This window comes from Meridianimarinicoccus aquatilis (assembly GCF_004358675.1).
In the GTDB taxonomy this organism is placed as follows: Bacteria; Pseudomonadota; Alphaproteobacteria; order Rhodobacterales; family Rhodobacteraceae; genus Meridianimarinicoccus; species Meridianimarinicoccus aquatilis.
On record NZ_SMZO01000005.1, the window covers coordinates 50,628 to 75,024 of the forward strand.

At 57.6% G+C, this 24,397-nt stretch carries 25 protein-coding genes; 16 read left to right on the forward strand and 9 right to left on the reverse strand.

The window, feature by feature from the left end; all coding sequences use genetic code 11:
* Window positions 1-23: 23 nt before the first annotated feature.
* From E2L05_RS03415 to E2L05_RS03445, 7 genes are all read left to right on the forward strand, one after another.
* Entirely contained in the window at window positions 24-1,550 is a 1,527-nt protein-coding gene (locus tag E2L05_RS03415; RefSeq protein WP_133341493.1) for a sugar ABC transporter ATP-binding protein, read from the forward strand.
* Window positions 1,547-2,554 carry an ABC transporter permease gene (locus tag E2L05_RS03420; protein WP_133341494.1) on the forward strand — a complete coding sequence of 336 codons (1,008 nt, stop codon included), beginning with the start codon at window positions 1,547-1,549 and terminating at the stop codon, window positions 2,552-2,554. Before E2L05_RS03415 ends, E2L05_RS03420 begins: the two co-directional genes overlap by 4 nt.
* A gap of 105 nt (window positions 2,555-2,659) precedes the next feature.
* Entirely contained in the window at window positions 2,660-3,565 is a 906-nt protein-coding gene (locus E2L05_RS03425; protein ID WP_243721850.1) for an ABC transporter substrate-binding protein, read from the forward strand.
* Between the two features lie 65 nt (window positions 3,566-3,630).
* Window positions 3,631-4,488 carry a fumarylacetoacetate hydrolase family protein gene (locus E2L05_RS03430; protein ID WP_133341496.1) on the forward strand — a complete coding sequence of 286 codons (858 nt, stop codon included), beginning with the start codon at window positions 3,631-3,633 and terminating at the stop codon, window positions 4,486-4,488.
* Between the two features lie 228 nt (window positions 4,489-4,716).
* Window positions 4,717-5,685, forward strand: coding sequence for an NAD(P)-dependent oxidoreductase (locus tag E2L05_RS03435; protein ID WP_133341497.1), 969 nt, complete (start codon window positions 4,717-4,719; stop codon window positions 5,683-5,685).
* Window positions 5,686-5,705: 20 nt separating this feature from the next.
* Window positions 5,706-6,458 carry a class II aldolase and adducin N-terminal domain-containing protein gene (locus E2L05_RS03440; protein WP_133341498.1) on the forward strand — a complete coding sequence of 251 codons (753 nt, stop codon included), beginning with the start codon at window positions 5,706-5,708 and terminating at the stop codon, window positions 6,456-6,458.
* A 25-nt stretch (window positions 6,459-6,483) separates the two neighbouring features.
* On the forward strand, window positions 6,484-7,635 hold the full coding sequence (locus tag E2L05_RS03445; protein WP_133341499.1) for a TauD/TfdA family dioxygenase: 1,152 nt from the start codon (window positions 6,484-6,486) through the stop codon (window positions 7,633-7,635).
* A gap of 92 nt (window positions 7,636-7,727) precedes the next feature.
* Here the strand turns inward: E2L05_RS03445 and E2L05_RS03450 are convergent, their stop codons facing one another.
* Genes E2L05_RS03450 through E2L05_RS03460 form a run of 3 tightly spaced genes read right to left on the reverse strand, consistent with a single transcriptional unit; the run spans window position 7,728 to window position 12,032 of the window.
* Window positions 7,728-9,158 carry an aldehyde dehydrogenase family protein gene (locus E2L05_RS03450; protein WP_133341500.1) on the reverse strand — a complete coding sequence of 477 codons (1,431 nt, stop codon included), beginning with the start codon at window positions 9,156-9,158 and terminating at the stop codon, window positions 7,728-7,730.
* Window positions 9,159-9,175: 17 nt separating this feature from the next.
* Window positions 9,176-10,384: a mandelate racemase/muconate lactonizing enzyme family protein gene (locus E2L05_RS03455; RefSeq protein WP_133341501.1), complete on the reverse strand. Its 1,209-nt coding sequence runs from the start codon at window positions 10,382-10,384 to the stop codon at window positions 9,176-9,178.
* Window positions 10,374-12,032 carry a GMC family oxidoreductase gene (locus tag E2L05_RS03460; protein ID WP_133341502.1) on the reverse strand — a complete coding sequence of 553 codons (1,659 nt, stop codon included), beginning with the start codon at window positions 12,030-12,032 and terminating at the stop codon, window positions 10,374-10,376. The genes E2L05_RS03455 and E2L05_RS03460 overlap by 11 nt, the downstream gene beginning before the upstream one ends.
* 19 nt (window positions 12,033-12,051) lie before the next feature.
* On the opposite strand from E2L05_RS03460, the gene E2L05_RS03465 reads away from it, so the two are divergent.
* A complete protein-coding gene (locus E2L05_RS03465) occupies window positions 12,052-13,104 on the forward strand; it encodes a LysR family transcriptional regulator (protein ID WP_133341503.1) in 1,053 nt (350 codons plus the stop codon).
* An 84-nt stretch (window positions 13,105-13,188) separates the two neighbouring features.
* On the opposite strand, the gene E2L05_RS03470 is transcribed toward E2L05_RS03465, so the two are convergent.
* The 4 genes from E2L05_RS03470 to E2L05_RS03485 all read right to left on the reverse strand — a co-directional run bounded on the left by E2L05_RS03470 (window position 13,189) and on the right by E2L05_RS03485 (window position 15,336).
* The gene (locus E2L05_RS03470; protein ID WP_133341504.1) at window positions 13,189-13,809 is read right to left on the reverse strand and encodes a DedA family protein; all 621 of its coding nucleotides are present in this window, start codon (window positions 13,807-13,809) and stop codon (window positions 13,189-13,191) included.
* A complete protein-coding gene (locus tag E2L05_RS03475; protein ID WP_133341505.1) occupies window positions 13,806-14,159 on the reverse strand; it encodes a hypothetical protein in 354 nt (117 codons plus the stop codon). Before E2L05_RS03475 ends, E2L05_RS03470 begins: the two co-directional genes overlap by 4 nt.
* A gap of 233 nt (window positions 14,160-14,392) precedes the next feature.
* Window positions 14,393-14,593: a CsbD family protein gene (locus tag E2L05_RS03480; protein ID WP_133341506.1), complete on the reverse strand. Its 201-nt coding sequence runs from the start codon at window positions 14,591-14,593 to the stop codon at window positions 14,393-14,395.
* A 77-nt stretch (window positions 14,594-14,670) separates the two neighbouring features.
* Entirely contained in the window at window positions 14,671-15,336 is a 666-nt protein-coding gene (locus E2L05_RS03485; RefSeq protein WP_133341507.1) for a flavodoxin reductase, read from the reverse strand.
* A 157-nt stretch (window positions 15,337-15,493) separates the two neighbouring features.
* Between E2L05_RS03485 and E2L05_RS20690 the strand changes: the two genes are divergently transcribed.
* From E2L05_RS20690 to E2L05_RS03505, 5 genes are all read left to right on the forward strand, one after another.
* On the forward strand, window positions 15,494-15,637 hold the full coding sequence (locus E2L05_RS20690; RefSeq protein ID WP_165971678.1) for a hypothetical protein: 144 nt from the start codon (window positions 15,494-15,496) through the stop codon (window positions 15,635-15,637).
* A gap of 1 nt (window position 15,638) precedes the next feature.
* A complete protein-coding gene (locus tag E2L05_RS03490) occupies window positions 15,639-16,217 on the forward strand; it encodes a YqaA family protein (protein WP_133341508.1) in 579 nt (192 codons plus the stop codon).
* A gap of 166 nt (window positions 16,218-16,383) precedes the next feature.
* On the forward strand, window positions 16,384-16,566 hold the full coding sequence (locus E2L05_RS03495) for a hypothetical protein (RefSeq protein WP_133341509.1): 183 nt from the start codon (window positions 16,384-16,386) through the stop codon (window positions 16,564-16,566).
* Window positions 16,567-16,600: 34 nt separating this feature from the next.
* Window positions 16,601-17,644, forward strand: coding sequence for an AI-2E family transporter (locus tag E2L05_RS03500; protein WP_165971679.1), 1,044 nt, complete (start codon window positions 16,601-16,603; stop codon window positions 17,642-17,644).
* A gap of 457 nt (window positions 17,645-18,101) precedes the next feature.
* Entirely contained in the window at window positions 18,102-18,374 is a 273-nt protein-coding gene (locus E2L05_RS03505; RefSeq protein WP_133341511.1) for a type II toxin-antitoxin system VapC family toxin, read from the forward strand.
* A 318-nt stretch (window positions 18,375-18,692) separates the two neighbouring features.
* On the opposite strand, the gene E2L05_RS03510 is transcribed toward E2L05_RS03505, so the two are convergent.
* Both E2L05_RS03510 and E2L05_RS03515 read right to left on the reverse strand, forming a co-directional pair.
* Window positions 18,693-19,607, reverse strand: a complete 915-nt coding sequence (locus tag E2L05_RS03510; RefSeq protein WP_133341512.1) for a 4-hydroxyproline epimerase — start codon at window positions 19,605-19,607, stop codon at window positions 18,693-18,695.
* Window positions 19,598-20,557, reverse strand: coding sequence for a dihydrodipicolinate synthase family protein (locus E2L05_RS03515; protein ID WP_133341513.1), 960 nt, complete (start codon window positions 20,555-20,557; stop codon window positions 19,598-19,600). Before E2L05_RS03515 ends, E2L05_RS03510 begins: the two co-directional genes overlap by 10 nt.
* 94 nt (window positions 20,558-20,651) lie before the next feature.
* On the opposite strand from E2L05_RS03515, the gene E2L05_RS03520 reads away from it, so the two are divergent.
* The 3 genes from E2L05_RS03520 to E2L05_RS03530 all read left to right on the forward strand — a co-directional run bounded on the left by E2L05_RS03520 (window position 20,652) and on the right by E2L05_RS03530 (window position 24,328).
* Window positions 20,652-21,287: a helix-turn-helix domain-containing protein gene (locus tag E2L05_RS03520; RefSeq protein WP_133341514.1), complete on the forward strand. Its 636-nt coding sequence runs from the start codon at window positions 20,652-20,654 to the stop codon at window positions 21,285-21,287.
* Window positions 21,288-21,311: 24 nt separating this feature from the next.
* Window positions 21,312-22,349 (forward strand): Ldh family oxidoreductase, encoded by a 1,038-nt coding sequence (locus E2L05_RS03525; RefSeq protein ID WP_133341515.1) that lies wholly within the window; start codon window positions 21,312-21,314, stop codon window positions 22,347-22,349.
* Between the two features lie 446 nt (window positions 22,350-22,795).
* The gene (locus E2L05_RS03530; RefSeq protein ID WP_243721851.1) at window positions 22,796-24,328 is read left to right on the forward strand and encodes a DUF1254 domain-containing protein; all 1,533 of its coding nucleotides are present in this window, start codon (window positions 22,796-22,798) and stop codon (window positions 24,326-24,328) included.
* Window positions 24,329-24,397 lie beyond the last annotated feature (69 nt).

The following is a 24,397-nucleotide window of genomic DNA, read 5'->3' on the forward strand; positions in this document are numbered from 1 at the left end:
CTGGGTTTGGGAGGACCTATAGCATGAATTTTCTGGTCGAAATGAAGGGGATCGAAAAACGCTTTCCGGGCGTTCACGCCCTCAAAGGCGTTCAATTCGATCTGCGCCCCGGTGAAGTTCACGCCTTGATGGGCGAAAACGGGGCCGGCAAATCGACTTTGATGAAAATCATGTCAGGCATTTATGCACGCGACGGCGGCGACATGTTCGTTGACGGCAAACCCGTTGCTCCTGGCAGCCCGAGAGCCGCACAGGATCTTGGCATCGGGATCATCCACCAAGAACTCAGCCTCATGCGCGATCTGACCGCCGCCCAAAATGTTCTTATCGGAAGGGAACCGCGCAAGAGTTTTGGCCGCCTTGATGAGCCCGCGCTTAACAAGCAAACTGCCGAGATCTTTGCCTCTCTCAACCTCGACATGGATCCAAGGACGCCGGTTGGCACGCAAACGATCGCCCGTCAGCAACTGATCGAGATTGCAAAGGCGCTGTCGTACAACCCTCGCGTTCTGATCATGGATGAGCCGACCGCAGCCCTGAATGATGCGGAAATTTCCGAACTGTTTGGCGTCGTTCGAAAGCTCAAGGCAACCGGCGTCGGGATCGTCTATATCTCGCACCGCATGGACGAGATCAAACGCATCGCGGACCGTGTGACGGTGCTGCGCGATGGTGCGTATATCGATACAGTTGACGCCCACGGCACGCCGCTTGCGAAGATCATTCAGCTTATGGTTGGCCGCGAAGTCACCCAGGAAGCCCTCGCCATACCCGACACCTCGCACAATCCCATAGCCCTTGATGTGCGTAATCTTTCGCGCGGCAAAGACGTTCAGAATGTCAGCTTCAATCTGCGCAAAGGCGAAATCCTTGGATTTGCCGGCCTGATGGGGGCCGGGCGTACAGAAGTAGCCCGGATCATATTTGGCGCGGACCGGCGCGAGACCGGCGAGATTGCGGTGCATGGCGAGCAAACTGACATCCGAAGCCCTGCAGACGCTGTCGCCGCCGGGATCGGATACCTGTCTGAGGATCGCAAACACTTCGGCCTTGCTGTCGACATGAATGTGCGGGCCAATATCGCGATGACAAACCTGACCAAGTTTTCAAATCAATTTTGGGTGCTCGATGAGCGTGCAATGAAGGTCACCGCACAGGACTACATCAAGCAGCTTGGCATACGCACCCCATCGGACTTGCAGGATGTTCGGCTTCTATCCGGTGGCAATCAGCAAAAGGTCGTCATTGCGAAATGGCTGCTGCGCGATTGCGACGTGCTGATCTTCGATGAACCGACACGGGGCATCGACATTGGCGCAAAGTCGGAAATTTACGCTCTGCTCGAAGACCTTGCTGCACAGGGCAAGGCGATCATCGTCATCTCGTCAGAACTGCCTGAAGTCATGCGTTTGTCGCATCGCATCGCGGTGATGTGCGAGGGCCGCCTGACCGGCATTCTTCCCGGTGGGGCGGCGACGACCCAAGAAGACATCATGGAACTTGCGACCCAACGCGACGACGCGTTGCGTATCCCGGAGGACGCTGCATGACCACTTCACCCTTGGATGCCTCGCAACCCGTGGTCTCACGGATCATTGCAGCGGTTGCGCATCAACGCGTCCTGGCGTTTGCCAGCCTCGTGGTTTTGCTGATCGGCTTCTCGATCGCCTCGCCGAACTTCATGCAAACATCAAACATGATCGCAATCTTGCAAGCGACCTCGGTCAACGGGGTGCTCGCTATCGCTGTCACGTTGGTCATAATCACAGGCGGGATCGATCTGTCCGTGGGGACAATGATGACATTTTGCGCGGTCATCACCGGCGTCGTGCTGACCTATGCCGGGCTTCCACTGTTCCTGGGCGTGATTGCAGCGGTCCTGACCGGGGCACTGTGCGGGCTTTGCTCGGGCAGTTTCGTGGCAAAAATGGCCATCCCCCCCTTTATCGCAACGTTGGGGATGATGCTGATCCTGAAAGGTTTGAGCCTTGTCATCTCAGGGACGCGCCCGATCTATTTCAATGACACACCGGGGTTTAGCGAGATCTCTCGTGGCTCGTTGATTGGCGAGGTGTTTCCTGCCCTTCCAATTCCAAATGGCGTTCTGATCCTGTTCCTGGTGGCCGGGGTGGCCGCCTATATCCTGAACCGCACTGTGTTGGGCCGGTACTGTTTTGCACTTGGGTCGAACGAAGAATCTGTGCGCCTGTCCGGCGTGAACACAGACCGTTGGAAAATCGCGATATACGCCCTGTCCGGGGCCATCGTCGGCATCGCGGGTTTGCTGATAGCATCCCGCCTGAATTCCGCTCAACCAGCGCTTGGTCTTGGGTACGAGCTTGAAGCGATCGCAGCGGTGGTGATTGGCGGAACATCCCTATCAGGTGGCCGGGGGTCTATCCTCGGATCGCTGATCGGCGCGCTGATCATGGCGGTCCTGACCAACGGGTTGCGCGTTTTGTCAGTGGCACAAGAATGGCAAACTGTCGTCACCGGCGCGATCATTATTCTGGCTGTCTATGCGGACATGATGCGCCGCAAAAAGGGCAGCTGAGGCATTACCAAACGGCCTGATCACTAGAAATCGGGTTCACCGACAACTGAGGAGGAACTTAAAATGTTGTCACGTCGCACTCTCATGGGCGCCCTAGGCGTTTCCATGGCTCTCGCTACAACTCCGGCCGCATTTGCCGCCGATGAAGTTTACATCCCGCTGGTCTCCAAAGGATTTCAACACCAGTTCTGGCAAGCCGTGAAGGCTGGCGCAGATCAGGCCGCCGAAGAGTTCGGGGTGCGCATCACTTTTGAAGGTCCCGACAACGAAACGATGGTCGACCGCCAGATCGATATGCTTGCTGCGGCTCTGGCGAATAAGCCGGGTGCAATCGGATTTGCCGCGCTGGACAGTCAAGCGGCGATCCCGCTTCTGCGCGAAGCGGCTGAGGCGGGCATCCCCATTGTTGCCTTTGACAGCGGCGTCGACAGCGACATTCCCGTGACCACCGCAACCACAGACAACGTTGCAGCCGCAGCTCTTGCAGCGGACAAAATGGCCGAGGCTATTGGCGGCGCAGGCAAAGTTGCCGTTGTTGCCCATGACCAGACCAGCCGCACCGGTATTGACCGGCGCGATGGCTTTCTGGATCGCATTGCCAGCGAATACCCAAACATCGAAGTTGTCAGCGTTCAGTATGGCGCGGGCGACCAGCTTCAATCGACCGAAGTTGCCAAGGCAATCTTGACCGCCAATCCTGATCTTAACGGGTTGTTCGGAACCAACGAAGGATCCGCAATCGGGGTCGTGAACGCGGTGCGTGAAATGGGCTCCGAAGGGGTGACCATTATTGGCTACGATAGCGGCAAGGCCCAAACAGATGCGATCCGTAACGGCTTGATGACCGGTGCCATCACGCAAAACCCTGTTGGTATCGGCTATGAAACCGTCAAGGCTGCGGTCGCCGCGATGGAGGGCACAGAGCTTCCGCCGATTATCGACACGGGCTTTTACTTTTACGATCAGTCCAATATCGACAACCCAGAAATTCAGGCCGTACTGTACGACTGATCCGCAACACGTTGCAGCCCACAGACTTGTCGGGCTGCAACCCATCCCTGACCTTTGAGGACGACATGAAACTTTTGCGTTACGGCCCTGTTGGGCACGAAAAGCCCGGTTGTTTAGATCAAGATGGGCGCGTGCGCGATCTTTCTGAACATGTCAGCGACATTGCAGGCGACGCACTTTTGCCCGCCACCATTGCACGTCTCAAGACGCTCGATCCGAGCAGCCTGCCCGTTGTTGACGGGACGCCACAAGACGATCTGCGCCTTGGCGCCTGCGTGGGCCAAATTGGCAAATTCATCTGCATTGGTCTGAACTATGCGGACCATGCTGCCGAAAGCGGGTTGGACGTGCCACCAGAGCCCGTAATCTTCAACAAATGGACATCGGCGGTTATCGGCCCTGATGACGACATCGTCATTCCACGTGGTTCGAAGAAAACCGATTGGGAAGTTGAACTGGGCGTCGTGATCGGCGCTGGCGGATCATATATCGACGAAGCTGACGCGTTGGACCATGTCGCAGGTTTTTGCGTCATCAACGACGTGTCTGAACGTGAATACCAACTTGAGCGCGCCGGCACATGGGACAAAGGCAAAGGCTGTGACACGTTCGGGCCAACAGGTCCTTGGCTGGTCACCCCCGATGAAATCGCCAACCATGACGCCTTGGGTATTTGGCTCGAAGTCGACGGCACACGTTATCAGGACGGCAACACGTCAACGATGGTCTACAAGGTTCCGCACCTGATCTCGTACTGTTCGCAGTTCATGAGCCTGCAACCAGGCGACGTGATTTCCACCGGGACTCCGCCGGGTGTTGGGATGGGTCAAAACCCGCAGCGGTATCTGGCGGGCGGCGAAGTGATCCGGCTCGGGATCGATGGCCTTGGCGTTCAGACCCAAAGAGTCAACGCGTCTTCCTGAGTTTGTGCAGGCTTCGTGTGCTGCACGTGCCCCAGTTTTGAAAGATCTGGCACCGCCTTCGGGCGGTGTTTTCGTGTGCCTTCGTTCCCGGCAACCGCCCCACACAGACAACCCCAATCGAGCGTGCTTCAATCCCAGTTGCCCCTAAGCGTTAAATAGCATCGTTTCTCGCATTCGCCGGTTTCTGCGAGCATCCATGACAACGAAACAAAGCGTCGGAGCATTGTCATGAAAGTCGGGTTTATCGGCCTTGGAAACGTCGGCGGCAAATTGGGGGGAAGCCTGCTGCGCAACGGCTTTGATGTCACGGTTTTCGACCAGAAAGTCGACTTGGTAACCGACTTCATTCGCCGCGGCGCAAAAGGCGGCACATCGGCAGCAGAGTTGATGTGCGCCTGTGATGTGGTGATTACCTGCCTGCCCTCGCCCGCCGCGTCCGCCGCTGTTGTGGAAGAGATGTTGCCCGAGGTTACGCAGGGCAAGATATGGCTGGAAATGTCCACCACAAACGACGAAGAAATCCGCCGACTTGCCACCTTGGTCGGCGCGCAGGGCGGTGCGGCGGTCGATTGCCCCGTTTCGGGCGGCTGCCACCGCGCTGACACCGGCAACATTTCCATTTTCGCTGGATGTGATCGCGCGACCTTTGACCGCGTTCTACCGCTGCTGAAGACCCTGGGGCGCCGGGTACTTCATACCGGCCCGGCCGGGTCCGCATCGATCCTGAAGGTGATCACCAACTACCTTGCCACCGCGAACCTCGTTTCGATCTGCGAAGCGCTGGTGACCGCCAAAGCCGCCGGTATGGACCTGAACACCGCTTATGAGGCTATCAGAATTTCCTCTGGCACATCGTTTGTGCACGAAACGGAAAGCCAGGTGATCCTGAACGGCTCGCGCGATATTTCATTTACGATGGATCTTGTGTCCAAAGACATCGGTCTATTTCAAGGCATCGCAGACAGGACAGGTGTGCCGCTTGAAGTATCGCCATTGCTGAACGAGATCTTTCGCGACGGTCAGGACCGCTATGGCCCCCGCGAGCTATCACCGAATATTATTCGCCGCCTTGAAGACGCCACAGGCCTGACGGTGCGAGCGCCTGGCTTTCCACCTGAAATGCTTGACGAAGAGCCAGAAGAGCCCGGTTATGAAGTTGTTCCAACCGGGACCACGCGCCCGGTCGCAGCCCGATGACATAGCGAAAGGAAAGCACCGTGACCTTGGATGAAACTCGGCCCAATATGGCCCACTGGCATGAACGCACCGAATTGGCCGCAGCGTTTCGTTGGACCGCACGTTTGAACATGCACGAGGCTGTGGCCAACCACTTCAGCCTTGCTGTCAACGAAGACGGGACGCAGTTTCTGATGAACGCCAATCAGGTGCATTTCTCGCGGGTGCGTGCCTCTGAACTGCTGCTGGACGCGAATGATCCCGCCGCGATGGACCGGCCAGATGCACCTGACCCAACCGCGTGGGGATTGCACGGATCGGTTCATCGTCACTGCCCCCACGCCCGCTGCGTGATGCATGCCCATTCTATCTTTGCAACGGTACTGGCGTCGCTGGCTGACAGCACGCTGCCGCCCATTGATCAAAACTCCGCCATGTTTTTCAACCGCACGGTCATCGACAACCAGTTCGGCGGCCTTGCTTTTGAAGACGAAGGCGAGCGGTGCGCGGCAATGCTCTCGGACCCGAAAGACAAAGTGATGATCATGGGCAACCACGGCGTGCTGGTTTTGGGAACCAGCGTCGCCGACACGTTTAACCGGCTCTATTATTTTGAACGCGCTGCAGAAACGTATATCCGCGCGCTTCAGACTGGCCAGCCGCTGCGCATTCTGTCTGACGACATCGCCGAAAAAAGCGCCCGCGAGATCGAGGAGTATCCGGGGCAAGCCGATGCCCACCTCGCCGCCATTTGCGAAATTCTTGATTTCGAAAACTCCGACTACGCCACCTGAAACCGTGTAACGAAAGCCCCACGATATGACCGTTCGTCCGATCACGCTGAGCGAAACAGGCATGGTTGTTCCTTTGAGTTCCGGCCAATCCTATTTCAACTATTGCTGGCTGCGCGATGCCTGCCCGTCCAGCATCGACCCGCAAACCCACGAGCGTGTCTTCGACGTCACCTCGTTACCCGACTTGCCCCGCGCCAGAGCCGCCCGGATCGAAGGGGACGCGCTGTTGGTGGACTGGGCGGACGAAGACCTGATCAGCCACATTCCATTGGACAAACTGAAGGCCTATGGCGGACCTTCACGCAAAGACGATCCTGCAAATATTCCTCGCCGCTTATGGTACGCGGGCTTCACCCCGAACATCGTGCACGTCTCACAAGAGGCCGTCTTGACCGATCCGGAAATGCGCGCGCATCTCACACGCGCCCTTCTAGAAGACGGCATTGCGATTGTCACAGACATGGCGCGGGATTCAGAAAGTCTTTCCCGATTGGCGCGCGCCATCGGCCCGATCACACCGTCAGCCGAAGGAAATTTCTTTGACGTGCGGGTCGAAATTGAACCAACCAACCTCGCCTTTACGGCCGGTCCGCTTGAAATGCACACCGACCTGCCGGGCGAAGACACAGCCCCCGGCGTGCAGTTTCTGCATTGCCTTGAGAACACCGTCGAAGGCGGCCTTTCCCTGTTCCTTGACGGGGCCGCGGTTGCCGACGCTTTGCGCAAGGAGGACCCAGACGCGTTTCGCATGCTCGCCGATTTCGACATTCCGTTTTTTTACCGGCACGACAATTGGGATTACCGCGCCCACCAGCGTGTGATCGAAACCGACCCAGAGGGAAATGTCACCGGGGTCACCATCTCGCAGCACTTGCAGGACGACATGGATCTTCCGCAGGACGTTCTCGACCGCTACTACCCGGCCTTCATCAAGTTTATCCGCATGATGAAAGAGGACCGGTTTCTGTGCAGATTCAGATCACAAGCCGGGAACTGTATAATTTTTGACAATCACCGCATCGTGCATGGGCGCGAAGGGTACGTGGCGGAAAGTGGAAAGCGCCATTTGCGCGGATGCTACACCGACCGCGGCGCCCTTCGCTCCACCTACCGCGTGCTGGCGCAGCGGGGCTATAGCGGCCTCACTTCTAAGGCACACGAAATGGCGCGCGCCTGACACACGCCGCAAGTCGACGACTGGCGTTGACCGGCCCACAAAGAACAGCCCGCCGACCCATTTGGCGGGCTGTTTTCGTTTTACCAATTCGCTCAAGCTGCGAACGGCGCGCGCACCTTGATCTCTTGATAATCCTCAAGGCCGAAGACACCGCCTTCGCGCCCGTTCCCTGACTTCTTGTAACCCCCAAATGGAGAACCATAATCTGACCCACGTCCGTTCACGGCAATCACACCGGCGCGCAACCGGTCGCCAACGCGCCGCGCCCGGTCGGCATCCCCTGTTTGCACATAGGCCGCGAGGCCATACTCTGTGTCATTGGCGATACGGATCGCGTCTTCTTCGTCCTCGAACGGAAGAATGACCAGCACCGGGCCAAAGACCTCTTCGCGCGCGATGCGCATGTCGTTGGACACATCCGCAAAGATCGTCGGGTGCACGAACCAGCCTTGTTCCAGCCCGTTCGGTTTACCAAGCCCACCGGCAAGAAGCGTCGCGCCTTCGGCGATGCCAACCTCAATCAGCGCCTGCACCCGGTCGTATTGGATCTTGTCGAACACTGGCCCGATGTGATCGCCCGGCAACGCCGGATCACCCACTTTCTGGGCGGCCGCAGCCGCCTTTGCCAACTCCAGCGCCACATTATAGCAACTGCGTTCCACCAGCATCCGTGTCGGCGCATTGCACGATTGCCCGGTATTGTCGAAACAGGCCCTGACGCCTTCGGCTACGCGCTTTTCCAAATCGCAATCGGCAAATACCAGATTGGGGGATTTTCCGCCAAGCTCCAACGTCACGCGCTTGACCCCTTCCGCCGCATTGCGCGACACCTCAACCCCTGCGCGGGTCGATCCGGTAAACGACATCATCGCAACATCCGGATGCCGCGACAGTGCCGCCCCCACGGTCGGCCCGTCGCCATGTACCAAGTTGAACACGCCCGCAGGATAGCCCGCTTCGTGCACAATCTCAGCATAGATATTTGCCGAAAGCGGTGTGTGCTCTGACGGTTTGAGAACGCAGGTCGCGCCGGTCGCGAGCGCCGGGATGACCTTCAGCGCGATCTGGTTGATAGGCCAGTTCCAAGGCGTGATCATGCCAACGACCCCGATAGGCTCACGGGTCAGGATATCGCCATTGGCCAGCGTTTCTTCGTCCTCTTGCGTCTCAAGCGCTTGAATGAACGACACCAAATGCCCCACACCGCATTCTGCCTGAACATCATGCGACATGGTTGCCGGTGCCCCCATTTCCGCCGTGATTGCCTTCGCCAGATCACCCTGCCTGCGTTTTGTGACTTCAAGCAACCGCCGCAAAAGGACAAGTCGTTCAGCCTTGGGTGTGCGCGAGAAGCTGTCGAACGCTGCCGACGCAGAGGCAACGGCACGGTCCACATCGCGCGCATTGCCCAAAGTGAGCGTTCCGATCTGGCTGTTGGTGGCAGGGTTCATGATCGGCATTGTATCGGTGCCTGCGGGAACGTCCCAAGTGCCGTCGATATAGAACTTGTCGATGGTGTGCATTTCAGTCCTTTCAAATGTCAGGGAACGACGTGCGTCTGCGCCATGCCGAGGTGCAGTTCATCGCCGGTAAAGGGGGCGGCCGCGATGGCCGCATCATCCAGTTCCACACCAAGACCGGGCGCGGTGGAGGGCAGAACATAGCCATCTTCCCAAGTGATCCCGCTCTTCAGGCACGACATATAGGAGCCTTCAAACGTGCCGATGCTTTCAAGGATCAAGAAGTTTGGGGAACAAGCCCCGACCTGAATATTCGCGGCAGCGACCACCGGCCCGCAATACAAGTGTGGCGCGATCTGAGCTTGCCTTGTTTCCGCCATGGCCGCGATCTTGCGCGCCTCAAGGATACCGCCCACACGCCCAAGGTTCATCTGCAAGATCGACGCCGCGCCGACTTCGAGCAAGCGGGCAAATTCGTGCTTTGTGCACAAACGCTCCCCTGCGGCGACCGGAATGGATGTAAAGCGCGCAATTTCGGCCATGTCGGCGGGGTTTTCCGGGGTTGTCGGCTCTTCGAACCATAGCGGATCATAGGGTTCCAACCGCCGCGCCATCCGTTTTGCACCAGACACCGTGAACTGACCATGGGTGCCAAAGAGCAGATCAGCCCTGTCGCCCACGGCCTCGCGGATGCGTTTGCAGAACATCTCGCTGCGGGTAAGGTCCTCCAGCCGGGGTTGATGGCCGTCATAGATCGAATAGGGCCCGGCGGGATCAAATTTGATGGCGGTGAACCCCTGATTAACCGCCTGCAAAGCGGCCTCAGCGGCAAGATCCGGATCGTCATAAACACTGGGCGCGCCCGGATCCGGGTACACATCGCCAGTGGGCGGATAAAGATAGGTATAGCTCCGCAAGCGGTCATGCACCCGCCCGCCCAAAAGCTGGTGCACCGGCTGATCGGCGGCTTTTCCGATAATGTCCCAGCAAGCCATTTCCAGACCGCTGAGAACCCCCATTACAGTAACGTCTGGTCGCTGCGTGAAGCCTGCCCCATAACTTTTGCGCCAAAACTCTTCGATGTGATGCGGGTCCGCGCCATCGAACTGCCGCGCGAACATTTCCTCGGCCATTGCGGCGCAAAGGTCTGGCCCAAAAGTCGCGTTATAGATTTCACCAACCCCGGTTATCCCGCAGGCTGTGGTCAGCCGCACAAAGATAAAATACCGCCCGCCATGGCGCGGCGGCGGGTTTCCAAAGATGAAGGTTTCGATCTTTTCAAGGCGCATACGCCAGTTCCTTTTGGTTGGACCGTGCGGCGGCATCTTCGAGGATTATCTCGCCTGCCCGCGTCGCCAACATCATCGTGGGCGCGTTGGTGTTTCCCGAAGTAACAGATGGAAATGCCGAGCTGTCCACCACGCGCAGTCCATCGATACCGTGCACCCGCAGTCGCGCATCAAGAACAGAATCCGCCGGACCGTGCCCCATTCGGCAGGTGGATGTCGGATGAAAAACAGTGGAGGCCCGCGCGCGGAAATCCTCCATCATGGCTTCCATGCCAATCACTGACGGATCAGGAGCAAGCCGTTGGTTCAGCACACCGGACAACGATGGTGCGCCCGCCAGCCGGTTGATGATCTCAAGCGACCGGCGCGCGCCGATGCGATCATGCTCTGTCGCCAGGGAATTAGGGTGGATTGCCGGGGCCTTATCTGGATCGGCCGATGCAATGGCAATGGATCCGCGGCTTTCCGGTCGGCAAAGCTGCGCCGACAACATGAACCCCGGATCACGGTCCAAAACAAGCTTCCCGGCATGGGTCATCCAATAGGACAGAGGGTTACAGTAGATCTGAAGATCAGGGGCTGCCACGTCACTGGCCGACCGCACAAAGCCTCCAACCTGGTTTACCGGAACACCAAGCGGGCCGCGCCGCGTCGACGCATAGCGAAGCCCGGCCAGCAGTTTCGGCGCGACGCGGCCGAGGATGTTGTTCAGTGTCGGTTCAGTCGCCCGGTACAGGTGCGAAATCGCCAGATGGTCTTGCAGCCCTTGACCGACCTGTCCCAAATCGCTGTGAACGCCTATCCCAAGCCCGCGCAAAAGCGTCGCCGGACCAACGCCCGAAAGTTGCAACAGCTTGGGCGAATTGACTGCGCCCGCGCTAAGGATCACGTCACGCTCCGCGCGGACAACAATAGTCTGACCCCTGCACGCATAGACCACGCCCGTGGCGCGGCGGCCCTCAAACGTAATCCGATGCACGGTTGCAAGCGACACGACCTGCAAATTTGCGCGTCGCCGCGCGGGCGTCAAAAATGCGTCTGCCGCCGAGCAACGCATCCCGTTCCGAACGGTACTTCGATAAAATCCGACGCCCTCATGCGTGGTTGAACTGAGATCATCGCAATACGCCCAGCCACATTCCCGTGCGGCGGCAAGAAAGCGGCCTGAAAATGGGCTCATCTGATCTTGCAGATCACTGACAGTCAGCGGGCCGTCGCCGCGTTCGCGCAGCGCCCCTGTGGCGTCGCGCTCCAGATGCCGTTCCATTTTTTCAAAGGCCGGGCGCACATCTTTCCATGACCAGCCCTGCGCGCCGTGTGCTTCCCAGCCGTCAAAATCGACCGGAAGACCCCGGACATATGCCATGGCGTTAATCGAACTGGAGCCCCCGATCACTTTGCCGCGCGGCCAATAAATGGACCGCCCGTTGAGCGCCGGGTCGGGTTCGGCGTGGTATCCCCAATTCACGTGCGGATTGGCAAAGGTCACGCCGTACCCGATGGGAACCTTGATCCAGAACCGCTTGTCGGATCCGCCTGCTTCGATCAACAAAACTCGGTTGCGCTCATCGCGAGTGAGCCGTTCCGCCAGCGCACATCCGGCAGACCCTGCACCCACGATTATGTAATCGAAAACCGCGCCATCCATACCGCTGCCAGCCCTGTATTTGCCGGTAGATGTCACCGCAAAGCAGCGCGCGTTTCAAACAACCGCTCTTGCGGCATTGGGGCGGTTTCGCTTAAGGCTTTCGCGAAATGATGACCTTCGTCGCCGGGCTTTGCGCCCAGTTTCGCACCACACGGCCTGCGCCGGGCAAACTCATAGGTGCCCCATCAGAATTCCTCATGTCACATGGTTACGCGCCTTCGAAGCTGCGGCGCGCCACAGCAGTTTTTCTGACGCAGCCGCAGAACTGTTCCTGACCCCCGCCGCTGTCAGCCAGCAGATCCGCCTGCTTGAGCAACATCTTGGCGTTCAGTTGTTCCGCCGGTTGCCGCGCGGGGTAGCTCTGACGGATGTGGGGCAGGCCTATGCCCTTCCGATCCGCAAATCGTTCAGCGAAATGCAGGATGCCACCGAAGGGCTTTTTACGATCCGCAGCAAACGCAAGGTCCGCGTTCGGGCCTCCATCAGCTATGCGACCCTCATCCTTGCGCCACGCCTGAAAGACTTTCACGATCTGCACCCGGAGATCGAGATTGAGTTGTCCACAGCGGTTTGGTCTGATCGGATGGATGACGAAACCATTGATCTCGATATTCGCTACGGAACCGGTCATTGGGAGGATCGCGATATCTGGCAACTCAGCCAAGAATTCGCGCTTCTTGTATGCCACCCCGATCATGCCCACCGCTTTGGCGGCAAGAACAAGATCCACGACATCTTGGCTGCCGGGACCGTCCCCATTTTAGGGTCAGAAGTGGAATGGGCGCGCTATTCAGACCACTTTGACTTAAGCTTCGGCACGCCGCCCATATGGCTCAAAGCGGACTCATCACTGGTGGCCTTGCAAACAATTTCAGCCGGTTTCGGGACCGCATTGATCCATGAGAGTTTTGCCAGGCCGTTTCTTGAACGGGGCAGTCTTGTGTCGCTTCTCAGCCATCGCTTACCGATCAAGCAATCTTATTTCCTCGTCGCGCGAGAAGGCTTTGGCGACTATCACGACGTTGATGCATTGCGAAAATGGATCATAGAAACGACTGCACCCGCAACTTAGCAAATGGCATCATTGCCCCCGGACCCCCGTGTGCCCTGTCCCATTTGCGGAGGGTCTTTGGCTGTTTAGTGCTTGGTCAGTCGGTCAATGACGAGGCGGCTTCGCCGAAGAGCCTTCGCGCATCTTCCACCGCCGAATAAGCCACGCAATGCTTCCTACGACAAACACGCCGGCGACAACGAGGCCAGAAAAGTTGCTGAGGACGTCGGACACTTGGCTGAGTTGGCCCGCAAAGACATATCCGAGCCCAACATAGGCGAGGCTCCACAACAGCGCCCCAATTCCCGCATAGGCACTGAACATGCCATAGGGCATACCCCCTGCACCGCATAGATAGCTGACATAGGCACATGTCGGACTGACGATGGTGTGACTGAGAAGCACCGCCGCGCCACCCCTTTTCTGCAAAAGCGCCTCGGACCGGGCAACAAGGGCGCCCATCTTCTTGTCGCGCCGCAACAGGCGAAGAACACTCGGCCCAGCGGTACGAGCAATTCTGAAGGCCAGTTGGTCTCCAATGATGAAGGCAAGGCAGGTCACAGCAAGGACCTGCCACAGCACCAAATCACCGGCGGCGGAAAAACTTCCAGCCGCAAGGACCAACAAAGACGCAGGCAGCGGGGCTGCAAGGCAGGCTAGGACAACCACGATAAACACGACGTAAAGTCCGTATTCAGGGATCAGGCCCAACACATAGTCAGTCATGGAGTCTCTGCCCGAAAGACAAACGCCGCTTCGCGCACACGCCGGGTAAGCTCTTCAAGCGTCACCCCCATATCATCAGCGATCACCCCAAGCTTCTTTCGGCCAGGGCCGGACTCGGGCAGGTTCAGCACCTCTGCCACAACATCCTTGGGCAGATCGTACGACATCACCACATAGCGCGGCGTCATCCATGGCTTGAGCGCCTCATCCTGATGTTTGGGATCGTTGAAATAGATCAGGTGCAGCACAAAACTGAGCGCGAACCAAAGCAGCGCCAAAGAAGATACGCCAAGAAGCAAAAGAGCAGGCCAATTTGCCCTCGCAAACTTGACCAATGGTCCAATGTGCATACGGCACCCTTTCTTGGCATCTTCGGCGCAGTTTGAGTTACGAAAACACTGAGCACTGCAACAGTGCAAAGTCATCGGCCAAAAAAACGCGCTGTAAGGACAAGATCACAGCATTTCAGCAGAACACAACAATCAAAGGCCCAAAACGAAACTGCCCCCGCCAAATTTGGCGAGGGCAATTGACATCGGACAGGTGTCATGAGGGAAAACTGTTGTCCGAAGCGCTGTTGATTTTACGACGCTTTTTTCATCCAATCGTCGATTTGGCGTTCGGCCTCGTCTTTAGCCAAGCCATATTTCTCTTGGATCAGGCCCTTCAATTCCTCACGGTCGCCATCGGCGCGGGCCATGTCGTCATCGGTCAGTTTACCCCATTCTTGCTGAGCTTGACCTTTAAACTGACTCCAGTTGCCTTTGATAATATCCCAGTTCATCTGATATCTCCTTTCGCTGTTGCGTTGTGTATAAGGAACGCGCGCCCTACAGATTGGTTCCGGATTTCTGCGATTTTTTACTGTTCACGAATGATCTGACCTTCGGTAATCCCGATCTTGTTCAAGGACCCCGCGACAGCATCTTCCATGGGCGGCGGGCCACAAAGATACACGCGCGCATCACTGGGAATGCCCAAATCTGACAACAACGCGTCATCGATTTTACCGCTGTGACTGTCTTCCCTCGGCCCTTCCGAAACCACGAATTCCGTGCGCAGGCCCGTCATCGCGCGCCACTCGTCCCGCAAGATCAATGCATCATATGACTGGTCAGCCAGAACGAGCGTACAGCCGTCAAGGTTGCGGTCGATCGACCGGTTTCGAAGGATCGGAATGAACGGCGTCACACCGGCGCCCCCTGCGATAAAGAAACCCGGACCTTTGTCAGCAATCGCACCCCAAGGGCTTCCAATTGTGACACTCTCGCCTTTTTCCAGATGTGGGATCTGTTTGGTGACCCCATCGTGAGAGGGATAAGATTTGATCGTGAATTCCAGAAAGGGGTCGCTTGGAAGGCTTGTGAAGGTAAACGGGCGTACCTCGTTCCGCCACCCATCCCGCGTAAGCGCGAGATCCGTCGCCTGCCCCGGCTCGAACGTGAAATCATCGGGCTTGTTGAACCGAAGCCGACGGACGCTGGGCGTTAAAGACTCCAACTCTTCCAGAAAAATCTCGTATCGCATGTGGTTCTCCTTTCAACAGCGCAAAAGGGCGCGTTTGAAAGGACAACGTGCAAAAAGAGCGTCGGTTCCTGCACAGTGCAATGCGCTTAACAAACAGGGCGGAACATTCCCACGCGCGTCGGCGTTGTTGCCATACACTCACGAGGAGTCCAGCCAAATGCCAGACACAGATCAAAGCGCGCGGCGGCGCGTCAAGATCGCACACACGCCTTCCCGCATCTATCATATTGGGACCATGGCCCAAGTCCGCACATTGGCCACCTGTGCACGGCTCACACAACACCGCGCGGATGTGCGCTGACATGTCTAGCGTTGAGCAAACTTCTTCGGTTCAGCCTGACTGGGTCACCCGCTTGGCTCACAGCCGGATCGGGATCATAGTGCTGTCAGCGTTGGAATCGACCGTACTGCCGGTGCCACTCGAAGCGATCTTGATCCCCGTTATGGTCGCCCGGCCTACGCGCGCCCTTCAAATCGGACTGGCGGCTTTGATTGGCTGTGTTTTGGGCGGCTTGGTCTTTTACAGTCTTGGGGCGTTGCTTGCAGACCCCGTCGTGAAACCGGCACTGGAGTGGTTTGGCGCGACACAGGACTTCATTGATATCACGGACCGGTTGCAGGACGGCAGTCTCTTTCTTGCTGTTTTCGTGATCGCGATTTCACCCGCCCCAATGCAACTCGCAACTCTTGGCGCCGGAGTTGTGGGCGCATCACCATTGATTTTTGTGGCTGCGCTGATCGCCTCGCGTGGCATTCGGTATTTGGGCCTTTCCCTGCTGGCCAAAACCTTTGGACCGCGCCTGAACGGGATGTCATTGCCGCCTTGGGCAGTTGCGGTGAGCATCGTTGTTTTCATAGCCCTTGGGGTTCTGATCTTTTGACAAAACCCGTCTCTGCGTTGGCAAACAGCGATCCGAAACGCGCCCCAGCGCTGAACGCGCTTGATGACTTTCGCGCTTTCGGCAACGCCCGGCACACGGTGGCCGAATAGACACGGTGGAACAAACTGGGCGCAACATCGTTGTACAGACTAAAGGAGATCACAAAATGAGTGCATCAAACACCAATATTGACTGCCAAACCCGTCGCCACCGAGGTCCGCTTGTCGGCATCGCGTTGTCCGTCGCGACGGCTCTCGTGCTGTTCTTTGGCTACCTGACTTTCTTCGCCGCAGATGGGCAAGACGACACACCTAACGCTCCTGCCGCAACACAGTCGACTGTCAATTGAAGATACGCCGCAAACACCAACCGGGGGGAGCGCAATGAGGATCAGCAATTCGCTTTTGCGTACCCTCGCGGTTGTACTCGTCGCGCTTGCGGTGCTGAAAGTCACAAAAGTTCTCAGCGCGCCAATTTTGCTTGCGCTGGTTGTCGGGGTCATACTGTCACCGGTCATTGAATCCGCGACGCGCCGGAAAATCCCCGTAGCGATTGCTGCGGCTGGCACAACCCTTGGCAGCATCGCCGCAATTGTCGGCGGCTTGGCCTTTCTGGCTCCGGCGATTGAACAAGCCCTGCTTGAAATCCCTCGTGCGGCTGCTGCGATGCGAGGAACGCTCGACGGGCTATTAGCTTTTGGTCAAGGGATCGATCAGGTCACGCAAGACGTCGGGAAGGTTCTGGGGACAGAAACCGGCGACGCGGCCGTGGCTTCTGCCGATTTGCCGTCGGCGATGGATGCGGCCCTGTTTGCGCCGCAGATCATGGGCCAGGCCCTGATCTTTCTTGGCACCCTCTTCTTCTTTCTTCTGACGCGCGAAGATATCTATGTCTGGGCAGGCGGCCTCTTTTCCAAAACGTCCGACGGCAAGGATGTGCAGTCGGTTATTCGCAATGCTGATCGGTCTGTTTCGCGGTATTTCATGACCATCACCGCGATCAACATCATTCTCGGGTTGTGCGTGACAGTCGGGCTCTACATTTTCGGCGCCCCTTGGCCCGTGAGTTGGGGTCTGGCGGCGTTCTTACTGAACTATGTGCTCTACCTCGGGCCCGCCGCGTTCGCGATTGCCCTTCTTGTGATGGGCCATATTCAGTTTCAAGGGCTCCTTAGCTTCGGGCCTATGGTGATGTTTCTCGCGATGAATTTCACCGAAGGTTACTTGTTGACGCCCAGTCTTGTCGGTCATCGGTTGCGGATCAATCCGTTGGTGATCTTTCTGGCGCTGGCACTCGGCCTTTGGCTTTGGGGCATAGTCGGCGGGATCGTCGCCCTGCCGCTGTTGGTCTGGGTTCTCGCGGCAGCGGGTCTGGTGTCTTGGTATGAAGAACAGCCCCTGCCACCCGCCGCCCCGGCAGTTCGTTAAGCCGAACTGCCGCCCAAGAGCACAGGCCGCCTTGATCGGTATAAAATCGAACACGCACCTCGCCTTTCTGGGTCGGACGTCGGCACAGAAAGGCGGGGCGAAAGTTCTCGTTTCCAAAGGGCGCATTGACGCGACCAGTTGTACATCGTCATACGTGCGCCAAGCTCATTGATTTGTAATTGGAATTGGCTTGGCTACAGCTTAGTCAAATTTGTTATGTGGGTGTCCAGCATGCAAGCTTCTGTCCACGAGGCCAAAACCAATCTGTCTCGTTTGCTCGAAGCCGTTGATTGAAGAGGGCGGGTCGTCATCACGCATCACGTGTTCGAGCGGCAGAACTTGTGCCGGCTCGGGCGAGCAAGGTTCGGTTCGGAGGACCCAAGGGCGTTGTGCCACCCCCGCCAGCGAAATTTTTTGACCCACTTGGCGAGGACGAGTTGGGCGATTGGGAAGGCACATGAAGGCGGTTCTGCTGGACACACATGCCTTTGCCATGGTCCTGACTGACGATCCCCGCCTTCCGCAAGCGGCGCGCGGCGATGGGTTTAAATTGCTGCCCCTCACCGCATCCGCAGCATTGGCCTCTTCTGTTTTGCCATGGCGTCATCGCAACCCGCTTGACCGGATCATCGCGGCGGTAGCACAGGAAGAAGCCTTGCCTTTGGTCTCCTTTGACGTGGCATTTGACGGTGTGACGACGAGTCGGGTTTGGGCTGAGGCTGTTGTCTAAAGCGTGTCGGTAGGGCTTTCTTATCGGCGGTTAACACCCCCCGCCCCTCGCTCAGGCAACGGGCCAACGATTTGGCAACGTCGGCACTCCAACGCGGAGGGTGCGTTGCTTGTGCTGAAGGCGGTCATCGTCCGTGATGTTGCCGGACTAAGGCAAACGGGTCAGGCGACGGCACAAAGCCAATTGCGCCAAATCTCCGAAAAATCCGGATACACACAGGGGGCGTCTTGGTTTCTGCTTTACGGACAGTCTGAACGACACGTCCGATGGCGTGACTGCCCTGCCGCGTCCGTCGACGACAGCAACTTTCTGGAAGGATCACAAAATAATGCCGCCCCGAAACGGATCGTTGGGGTCGAAGAACAACTTTGCCTCGGACGTAACAAATGCTTGCCCTGTAATCTGCGGGATCACACCGCCACCCGACCCCCTGCGATACGAAAGCCGATATGTGCTGCCAATGACGCTTTGCTGAATGATATCTTCGCCCACGGCCAATCGCCCATCAGCGGCGAGGCAGGCAAGCCTTGCCGAACAGCCGGTGCCACAAGGCGATCGATCATAGGCGTCATCGGGGCAGAGCACAAAATTGCGGCTGTGCGCCGCTGCCCCGTCGGCCGGGCCGTAAAAGATCACATGATCCACGTCGATCCCGGCGCCGACCACAGCCGCGCGGACCGCGATCGCCGCATCGGTCAACGGGCGAATGTGAGATGACCGCACGGGCACGGGACTTTCTTCGACTAAAAAGAACCAGTTCCCGCCATAAGCCACGTCGCCCGTGATCCGGCCAAGACCCGGAACGTCGACTGTCACACCAGCCTGGGTTCTACGGCTTTCAATGTTGGTAACCGTCACAGTATTTGCATCAATGATGTCCACACCGACCACACCCGCCGGCGTTTCCAACCGATGCGCACCCGGACCGACCCGATCCATATGCATCAGTGTAACCGCCAGACCGATTGTCCCATGACCGCACATCCCCAGAACTGCGGCCGCATCGAAATAGATCACACCCGCCGCGCAGGTCGGGTCACATGGCGGCACGAGCAAGGCACAAACCATTGCCACCTGCCCGCGCGGTTCAAAGCACACGGATCGCATGAAATCGCCATAGTCTGACGCCAGCCGGGCGGCACGCTGGCTTAGCGGCCCCGTGCCAAGATCAGGGCCACCGTCCAGAATAACGCGCGTCGGTTCACCGCCTGTGTGGCTGTCGATCACATGCATGCGTCGATTACACCGCCCTGCCGAGACCAGTTGGCAAACCAAGCATTGAACTGGTGAAACTGTGCGGTGCAATATCCGGCCTGAGAGGGCGACAGCGCATCGGAGTCATAGATGTTGAGACTGTATTCAGCCGCACCCCGAAGCGTCATCATGTGCTTGAAATACAGCACGAGATCCACACCTTCGTCGAACTTCGCAAGGACAGAAAAGGCTTCGGCCAGTTCACGCGCACGCATGTCGGCTTCGACGTCGCCCTGTGCCGCCCGCCGCGACAGCGCAACTTGCAAAAGTGTTTCTTTCGGAAAAATAGTCCCGACGCCGGTAATGACCCCGACCGCGCCGCATTTGACGAACCCGTGGTACACCTCGGTATCGACACCGACTATGAGGATCACGTCATCGTCCTGCGACGTGATATTCTCAGCCGCGTAGCTCAGATCCGCCTTGCCGCCGAACTCTTTGAACCCGATCAGGTTCGGATGTGCCGCGCGAAGGTCAAAAAACAGGTCCGCCCGTGTGGCATAGCCGTAGTAGGGGCTGTTATAGATGATCGCCGGAATATCCGGAGCCGCCGCAAGGATCGCCTTGAAATGGTTTCGCTGCGCCGGCACCGATGTGCCCCGCGACAGCACACGCGGAATGACCATAAGGCCCGCCGCGCCAACTGATGCCGCATGAGCCGCATGGGCCACCGCGGACTTCGAATTGATCGCACCAGTGCCCACGATAACCGGAACACCCGCCTTGGTCAGTCGCTCCACGCCCTCCATCCGCTGGGCATCGGTCAAAAGCGGCCAGTCTCCGCAAGACCCGCAATACACAACGCCAGACATACCCGCTTCAATCAGCTCCTTCCCTGTGCGCACCAACGCGTCAAAGTCTGGCGTCCGATCAGGTTTTAAGGGGGTCAAAAGTGCTGGGATGGTGCCGTGAAAGACATCAAGGTTCATGCAAAGCTCCTCTTGCAGGCATGCTGGCGCGGCCTCAGTTGCGCCAAGCGCCCCTTTGTGCTTAAACAAGCACGACTGGTAATAAAAGAAAAATATGTCTGACCTCGATAGCTACGCCCCCGCGCAAGAACCCGACGACTGGGAAGTCCAGCGTCAACACCTTCGCCGCGCACTAGGGGCCCGGATGAAAGCGGTTCGCCGTGAATGTGGTCTGACGCTTGATGCTGCGGCACAGCGCAGTGGGCTTGCCCTGTCCACAATCCACAAGATCGAGAATGGACGCGTCTCGCCAAGCTATGAGAACCTTGTCCGCGTCGCCCGCGCCTATGACGTCGGGATGGAACGGTTGTTTTCAGACGATCACGAGTCCCCCCAGACCACGCGCATGACCGTCACGCGGGCCGGGATGGGCCGGACGGTGCGCACCAAGAATTTTGAATACGAAGTTCTTTGCAACGCTCTTACCGACAAGAAAATCATCCCTCTTGTGACCCGCGTTGAACGGCGCGAACCGCTCGGCCCCGCTGATATGGAAGCCCATACCGGCGAAGAGACACTCTTTGTTCTGTCTGGGCAGGTCGAAGTGACGGTCGAACATTATGAACCTGTTGTGCTTCATCCGGGGGATTGCGTCTATTTTGACAGTACTTTGAAGCATGGCCTGCGCGCGCTTGACGACACCGAAACGCGTGTCTTCTGGGCTTGCACATACACAGACGTGGCCAACTGACCCCCGCGAAAGGACTCCGTCACCATGCCCGATCCCGCCCCGATTTCGGTCCCAGACCTGCACCAGCGTGTGGTCTCTGTTTTCAGCCGTTGCGGGCTGAACGCACAAAGCGCAAATGCCGTGGCGCATGTGATCGTCGCCGGGGAGCGGGACAATTGCAAATCCCACGGACTTTATCGGATTGAGGGGTGCCTGCGCGTTCTGGCCGCCGGCAAGGTCATGCCGGACGCCGTGCCTGAACTGCACGACGCAGGCAAAGCCGTGATTGAAGTGGACGCCCATGGTGGCTTTGCCCCGGCGGCCTTTGAGACTGGGGTGGATAGGCTTGCAGAGCGCGCAAAGGAAATCGGTCTTGCGGCCCTCGTTATCCGCAATTGTCTGCATTTCTCAGCGCTTTGGCACGATGTGGAAGCACTGGCCGAAAAGGGCCTCGCCTCCCTGTCCATGTGTCCCAGCTACGCCTTTGTGGCCCCGGCCGGCGGCAGCACACCATTGCTGGGCACCAACCCACTGGCGTTCGGGTGGCCACGCAGCGGCACCAATCCGTATGTGTTCGATTTTGCGACCAGCGTTGCTGCGCGCGGCGAAATCGAGTTGCACCGCCGGTCCGGCACACCCATCCCCGAAGGCTGGGCCGTGGATCGCGACGGGACCCCAACAACAGATCCAGACGCCGCACTGGCGGGTGCCATGCTGCCGTTTGGGGCGCACAAAGGCTCCGCCATTTCGACGATGATCGAATTGTTGGCTGGCGCAATGCTGGGCGAATTCATGAGCCTTGAAGCGTTGGAATTCACCGGCGGTAATGGTTTGCTGCCACATCACGGCGCATTGGTTTTGGCCCTTGATCCAGCCACATTCTCGGCGCGCAGCGGTCGTGACCCTGTTGCCGAAGGCGAAAAGCTATTGACCGCAATAGCTGGCCAAGGGGCGCGGTTGCCGTCCCAACGGCGGTTCAAAGCGCGCGACGCGGCCATGAAGAACGGGATACAGCTGACCTCGGCCGAGATGGATCAACTCGACCGCTTTGAAAAAGACGGCCTCGCTGCGCTTTCCGAGTAACGCAAAAAACGGACATGAGCGCAGCTATTGAACGCGGTCGAAAGATCGGAGAATTACAAATCCGGGTTGAACAGGTCGGCCCGGCCCCTCGCGGCGTAGAGAATGCTTGAGCCGCCGCGGACTGTTGAAGCTCAATCTCATAACCGCAAAGTTCGAATGTTTCGCTGTCAACATGCCTCTGGACGGCACAAAAGTCGTCACAATACCGGCGTAAGGGAAGGTGAGTGGTCACCGCATGCAGACCATTGATGGGCGGGCACACATATAGTCTGGCGGTATCTGCGCGCGCACAGTGCTGGGTCAAATTGCCGAACTGTGCCGTATGCATTTCTCATGTTATAAGCAGAACAGTATGAGCGTTTCGACCTGGTTCAATTCCGTCGTGTAGTTACGAGCCATTGCAATAATTATCGCAGACAAGAATACCGAAACGACAGGAAACCGCGATGAAAATGACAAACCGACTGACGGCGATGGCCAGTTCGATGGTAGTTTTGGGAGCGATGGGCCTGACGTCTGTCTCGGCTCAAGAACCACCTACAATGAAAATGACCCGCGATGTGCCCGATGGGATTACCACGCCGGATAATATTGAAACCCAATTGGGTGATTTGAACTTCTTTGACGGTGTTCCAGACGCGGAAACGACGGAAAAGGTCTATAACCTTCTTCATTTCACTCATGCTTATCAAGCCTATCTTGATGGTGTGAAAATCGCATCGATGGACGCCATGCGCCGCGGCATCCTCGAATTCGGCCCTGCCAACTCCACCGTCCTTCAATTCGCAGGATTGATGGATTCCGTAACGCTGTTCCTGACGCCCAATACGACGAGCGTTTATCAAACGGCATGGCTGGATCTTGGCGACGAGCCGATGGTGATTGAAACCCCGCCCAATGTGCTTGGTTTCTTGAACGACGGTTGGTTCAAATATGTCACCGACTTCGGCAATCTCGGCCCTGACGAAGGCAAAGGTGGCAAATTCTTGATCCTTCCGCCGGGCTATGACGGCGACGTTCCAGAGGACGGTTATTTTGTCGTGCCATCCAACACCAATGGTAATTGGGTAATTTGGCGCGGTTTTTTGGAAGACGGCTCAACAGAGACAGCGGTCACAGCAACACAAGAAAAATTCCGGATGTATCGGTTGTCTGAGGCCGATAACCCGCCTGAAATGACGTTCGTCGACGTGTCCGGCAAGGAATTCAACACAATCCACGTCATGGACGAACGGATGTACGAAGAGATCAACACCGTCATTCAATCTGAACCATTGATGGGGGAGAACCCAGAGTTGCTAGGCCACCTCGCGGCGATTGGGATCGTGAAAGGGCAGCCGTTTGAGCCTGATGCCCGTATGCAGGGGATCTTGAAAAAAGCCGCCGCCGCTGGTGCGGTTACGGTCAAAACGCTGATTTCCAAACCAATCGATGAAAGAGCCTATTGGTATCCGGGGGAAAGCTATTGGCAGAATGCATTCCCCGGCGGAGCCTATACTTGGGAAATTGATGGGGTAACTTTACAAGATTTCCGTACGGCGTTTCATTTTTATGCCACGGGCATCACGCCTGCTATGGCGATCAAGGCCGTTGGAAAGGGGTCACAGTACGCGTTCACCTATCGCGATTCAGATGGAAATGCATTGGACGGTTCAAAGAGTTACATCATGACCGTTCCGGCGAACCCGCCAGCGGAAGACTTCTGGTCATTCACGCTCTATGACAACCAAACCCGGTCCATGCTTCAAACTGACAAACAATTCCCTGCCCTTGGAAGCAATGACGCAGGTGTCCAGCCGAACGAGGACGGGTCGGTCGATATCTACTTTGGACCTGAAGCGCCCGAGGGCAAAGAAAGCAATTGGCTCCAAACCGTGCCTGGCAAAGGCTGGAACACAATTTTGAGGCTTTATGGTCCGCTCGAGCCATGGTTCGATCAAACATGGCGTCCTGGCGAGATCGAACTCATCGAACAGTAACGCGCCAAATGGCTGACAAGCGGGCCACTTTATGTGGTCCGGCCGTTTTCGCCCGCTTTACTGCGTATC

Bases quoted from the DNA above. Each gene is read 5' to 3' on its own strand.
- E2L05_RS03520 (WP_133341514.1), top strand. From the start codon at position 20,652: ATGTCTGACCTCGATAGCTACGCCCCCGCGCAAGAACCCGACGACTGG.
- E2L05_RS03445 (WP_133341499.1), top strand. From the start codon at position 6,484: ATGACCGTTCGTCCGATCACGCTGAGCGAAACAGGCATGGTTGTTCCT.
- E2L05_RS03425 (WP_243721850.1), top strand. From the start codon at position 2,660: ATGGCTCTCGCTACAACTCCGGCCGCATTTGCCGCCGATGAAGTTTAC.
- E2L05_RS03490 (WP_133341508.1), top strand. From the start codon at position 15,639: ATGTCTAGCGTTGAGCAAACTTCTTCGGTTCAGCCTGACTGGGTCACC.
- E2L05_RS03525 (WP_133341515.1), top strand. From the start codon at position 21,312: ATGCCCGATCCCGCCCCGATTTCGGTCCCAGACCTGCACCAGCGTGTG.
- E2L05_RS03460 (WP_133341502.1), bottom strand. From the start codon at position 12,032: ATGGATGGCGCGGTTTTCGATTACATAATCGTGGGTGCAGGGTCTGCC.
- E2L05_RS03455 (WP_133341501.1), bottom strand. From the start codon at position 10,384: ATGCGCCTTGAAAAGATCGAAACCTTCATCTTTGGAAACCCGCCGCCG.
- E2L05_RS03505 (WP_133341511.1), top strand. From the start codon at position 18,102: ATGAAGGCGGTTCTGCTGGACACACATGCCTTTGCCATGGTCCTGACT.
- E2L05_RS03530 (WP_243721851.1), top strand. From the start codon at position 22,796: ATGAAAATGACAAACCGACTGACGGCGATGGCCAGTTCGATGGTAGTT.
- E2L05_RS03430 (WP_133341496.1), top strand. From the start codon at position 3,631: ATGAAACTTTTGCGTTACGGCCCTGTTGGGCACGAAAAGCCCGGTTGT.
- E2L05_RS03485 (WP_133341507.1), bottom strand. From the start codon at position 15,336: ATGCGATACGAGATTTTTCTGGAAGAGTTGGAGTCTTTAACGCCCAGC.
- E2L05_RS03475 (WP_133341505.1), bottom strand. From the start codon at position 14,159: ATGCACATTGGACCATTGGTCAAGTTTGCGAGGGCAAATTGGCCTGCT.
- E2L05_RS03415 (WP_133341493.1), top strand. From the start codon at position 24: ATGAATTTTCTGGTCGAAATGAAGGGGATCGAAAAACGCTTTCCGGGC.
- E2L05_RS03515 (WP_133341513.1), bottom strand. From the start codon at position 20,557: ATGAACCTTGATGTCTTTCACGGCACCATCCCAGCACTTTTGACCCCC.
- E2L05_RS03495 (WP_133341509.1), top strand. From the start codon at position 16,384: ATGAGTGCATCAAACACCAATATTGACTGCCAAACCCGTCGCCACCGA.
- E2L05_RS03500 (WP_165971679.1), top strand. From the start codon at position 16,601: ATGAGGATCAGCAATTCGCTTTTGCGTACCCTCGCGGTTGTACTCGTC.
- E2L05_RS03510 (WP_133341512.1), bottom strand. From the start codon at position 19,607: ATGCATGTGATCGACAGCCACACAGGCGGTGAACCGACGCGCGTTATT.
- E2L05_RS03420 (WP_133341494.1), top strand. From the start codon at position 1,547: ATGACCACTTCACCCTTGGATGCCTCGCAACCCGTGGTCTCACGGATC.
- E2L05_RS20690 (WP_165971678.1), top strand. From the start codon at position 15,494: ATGCCAGACACAGATCAAAGCGCGCGGCGGCGCGTCAAGATCGCACAC.
- E2L05_RS03480 (WP_133341506.1), bottom strand. From the start codon at position 14,593: ATGAACTGGGATATTATCAAAGGCAACTGGAGTCAGTTTAAAGGTCAA.
- E2L05_RS03470 (WP_133341504.1), bottom strand. From the start codon at position 13,809: ATGACTGACTATGTGTTGGGCCTGATCCCTGAATACGGACTTTACGTC.
- E2L05_RS03450 (WP_133341500.1), bottom strand. From the start codon at position 9,158: ATGCACACCATCGACAAGTTCTATATCGACGGCACTTGGGACGTTCCC.
- E2L05_RS03435 (WP_133341497.1), top strand. From the start codon at position 4,717: ATGAAAGTCGGGTTTATCGGCCTTGGAAACGTCGGCGGCAAATTGGGG.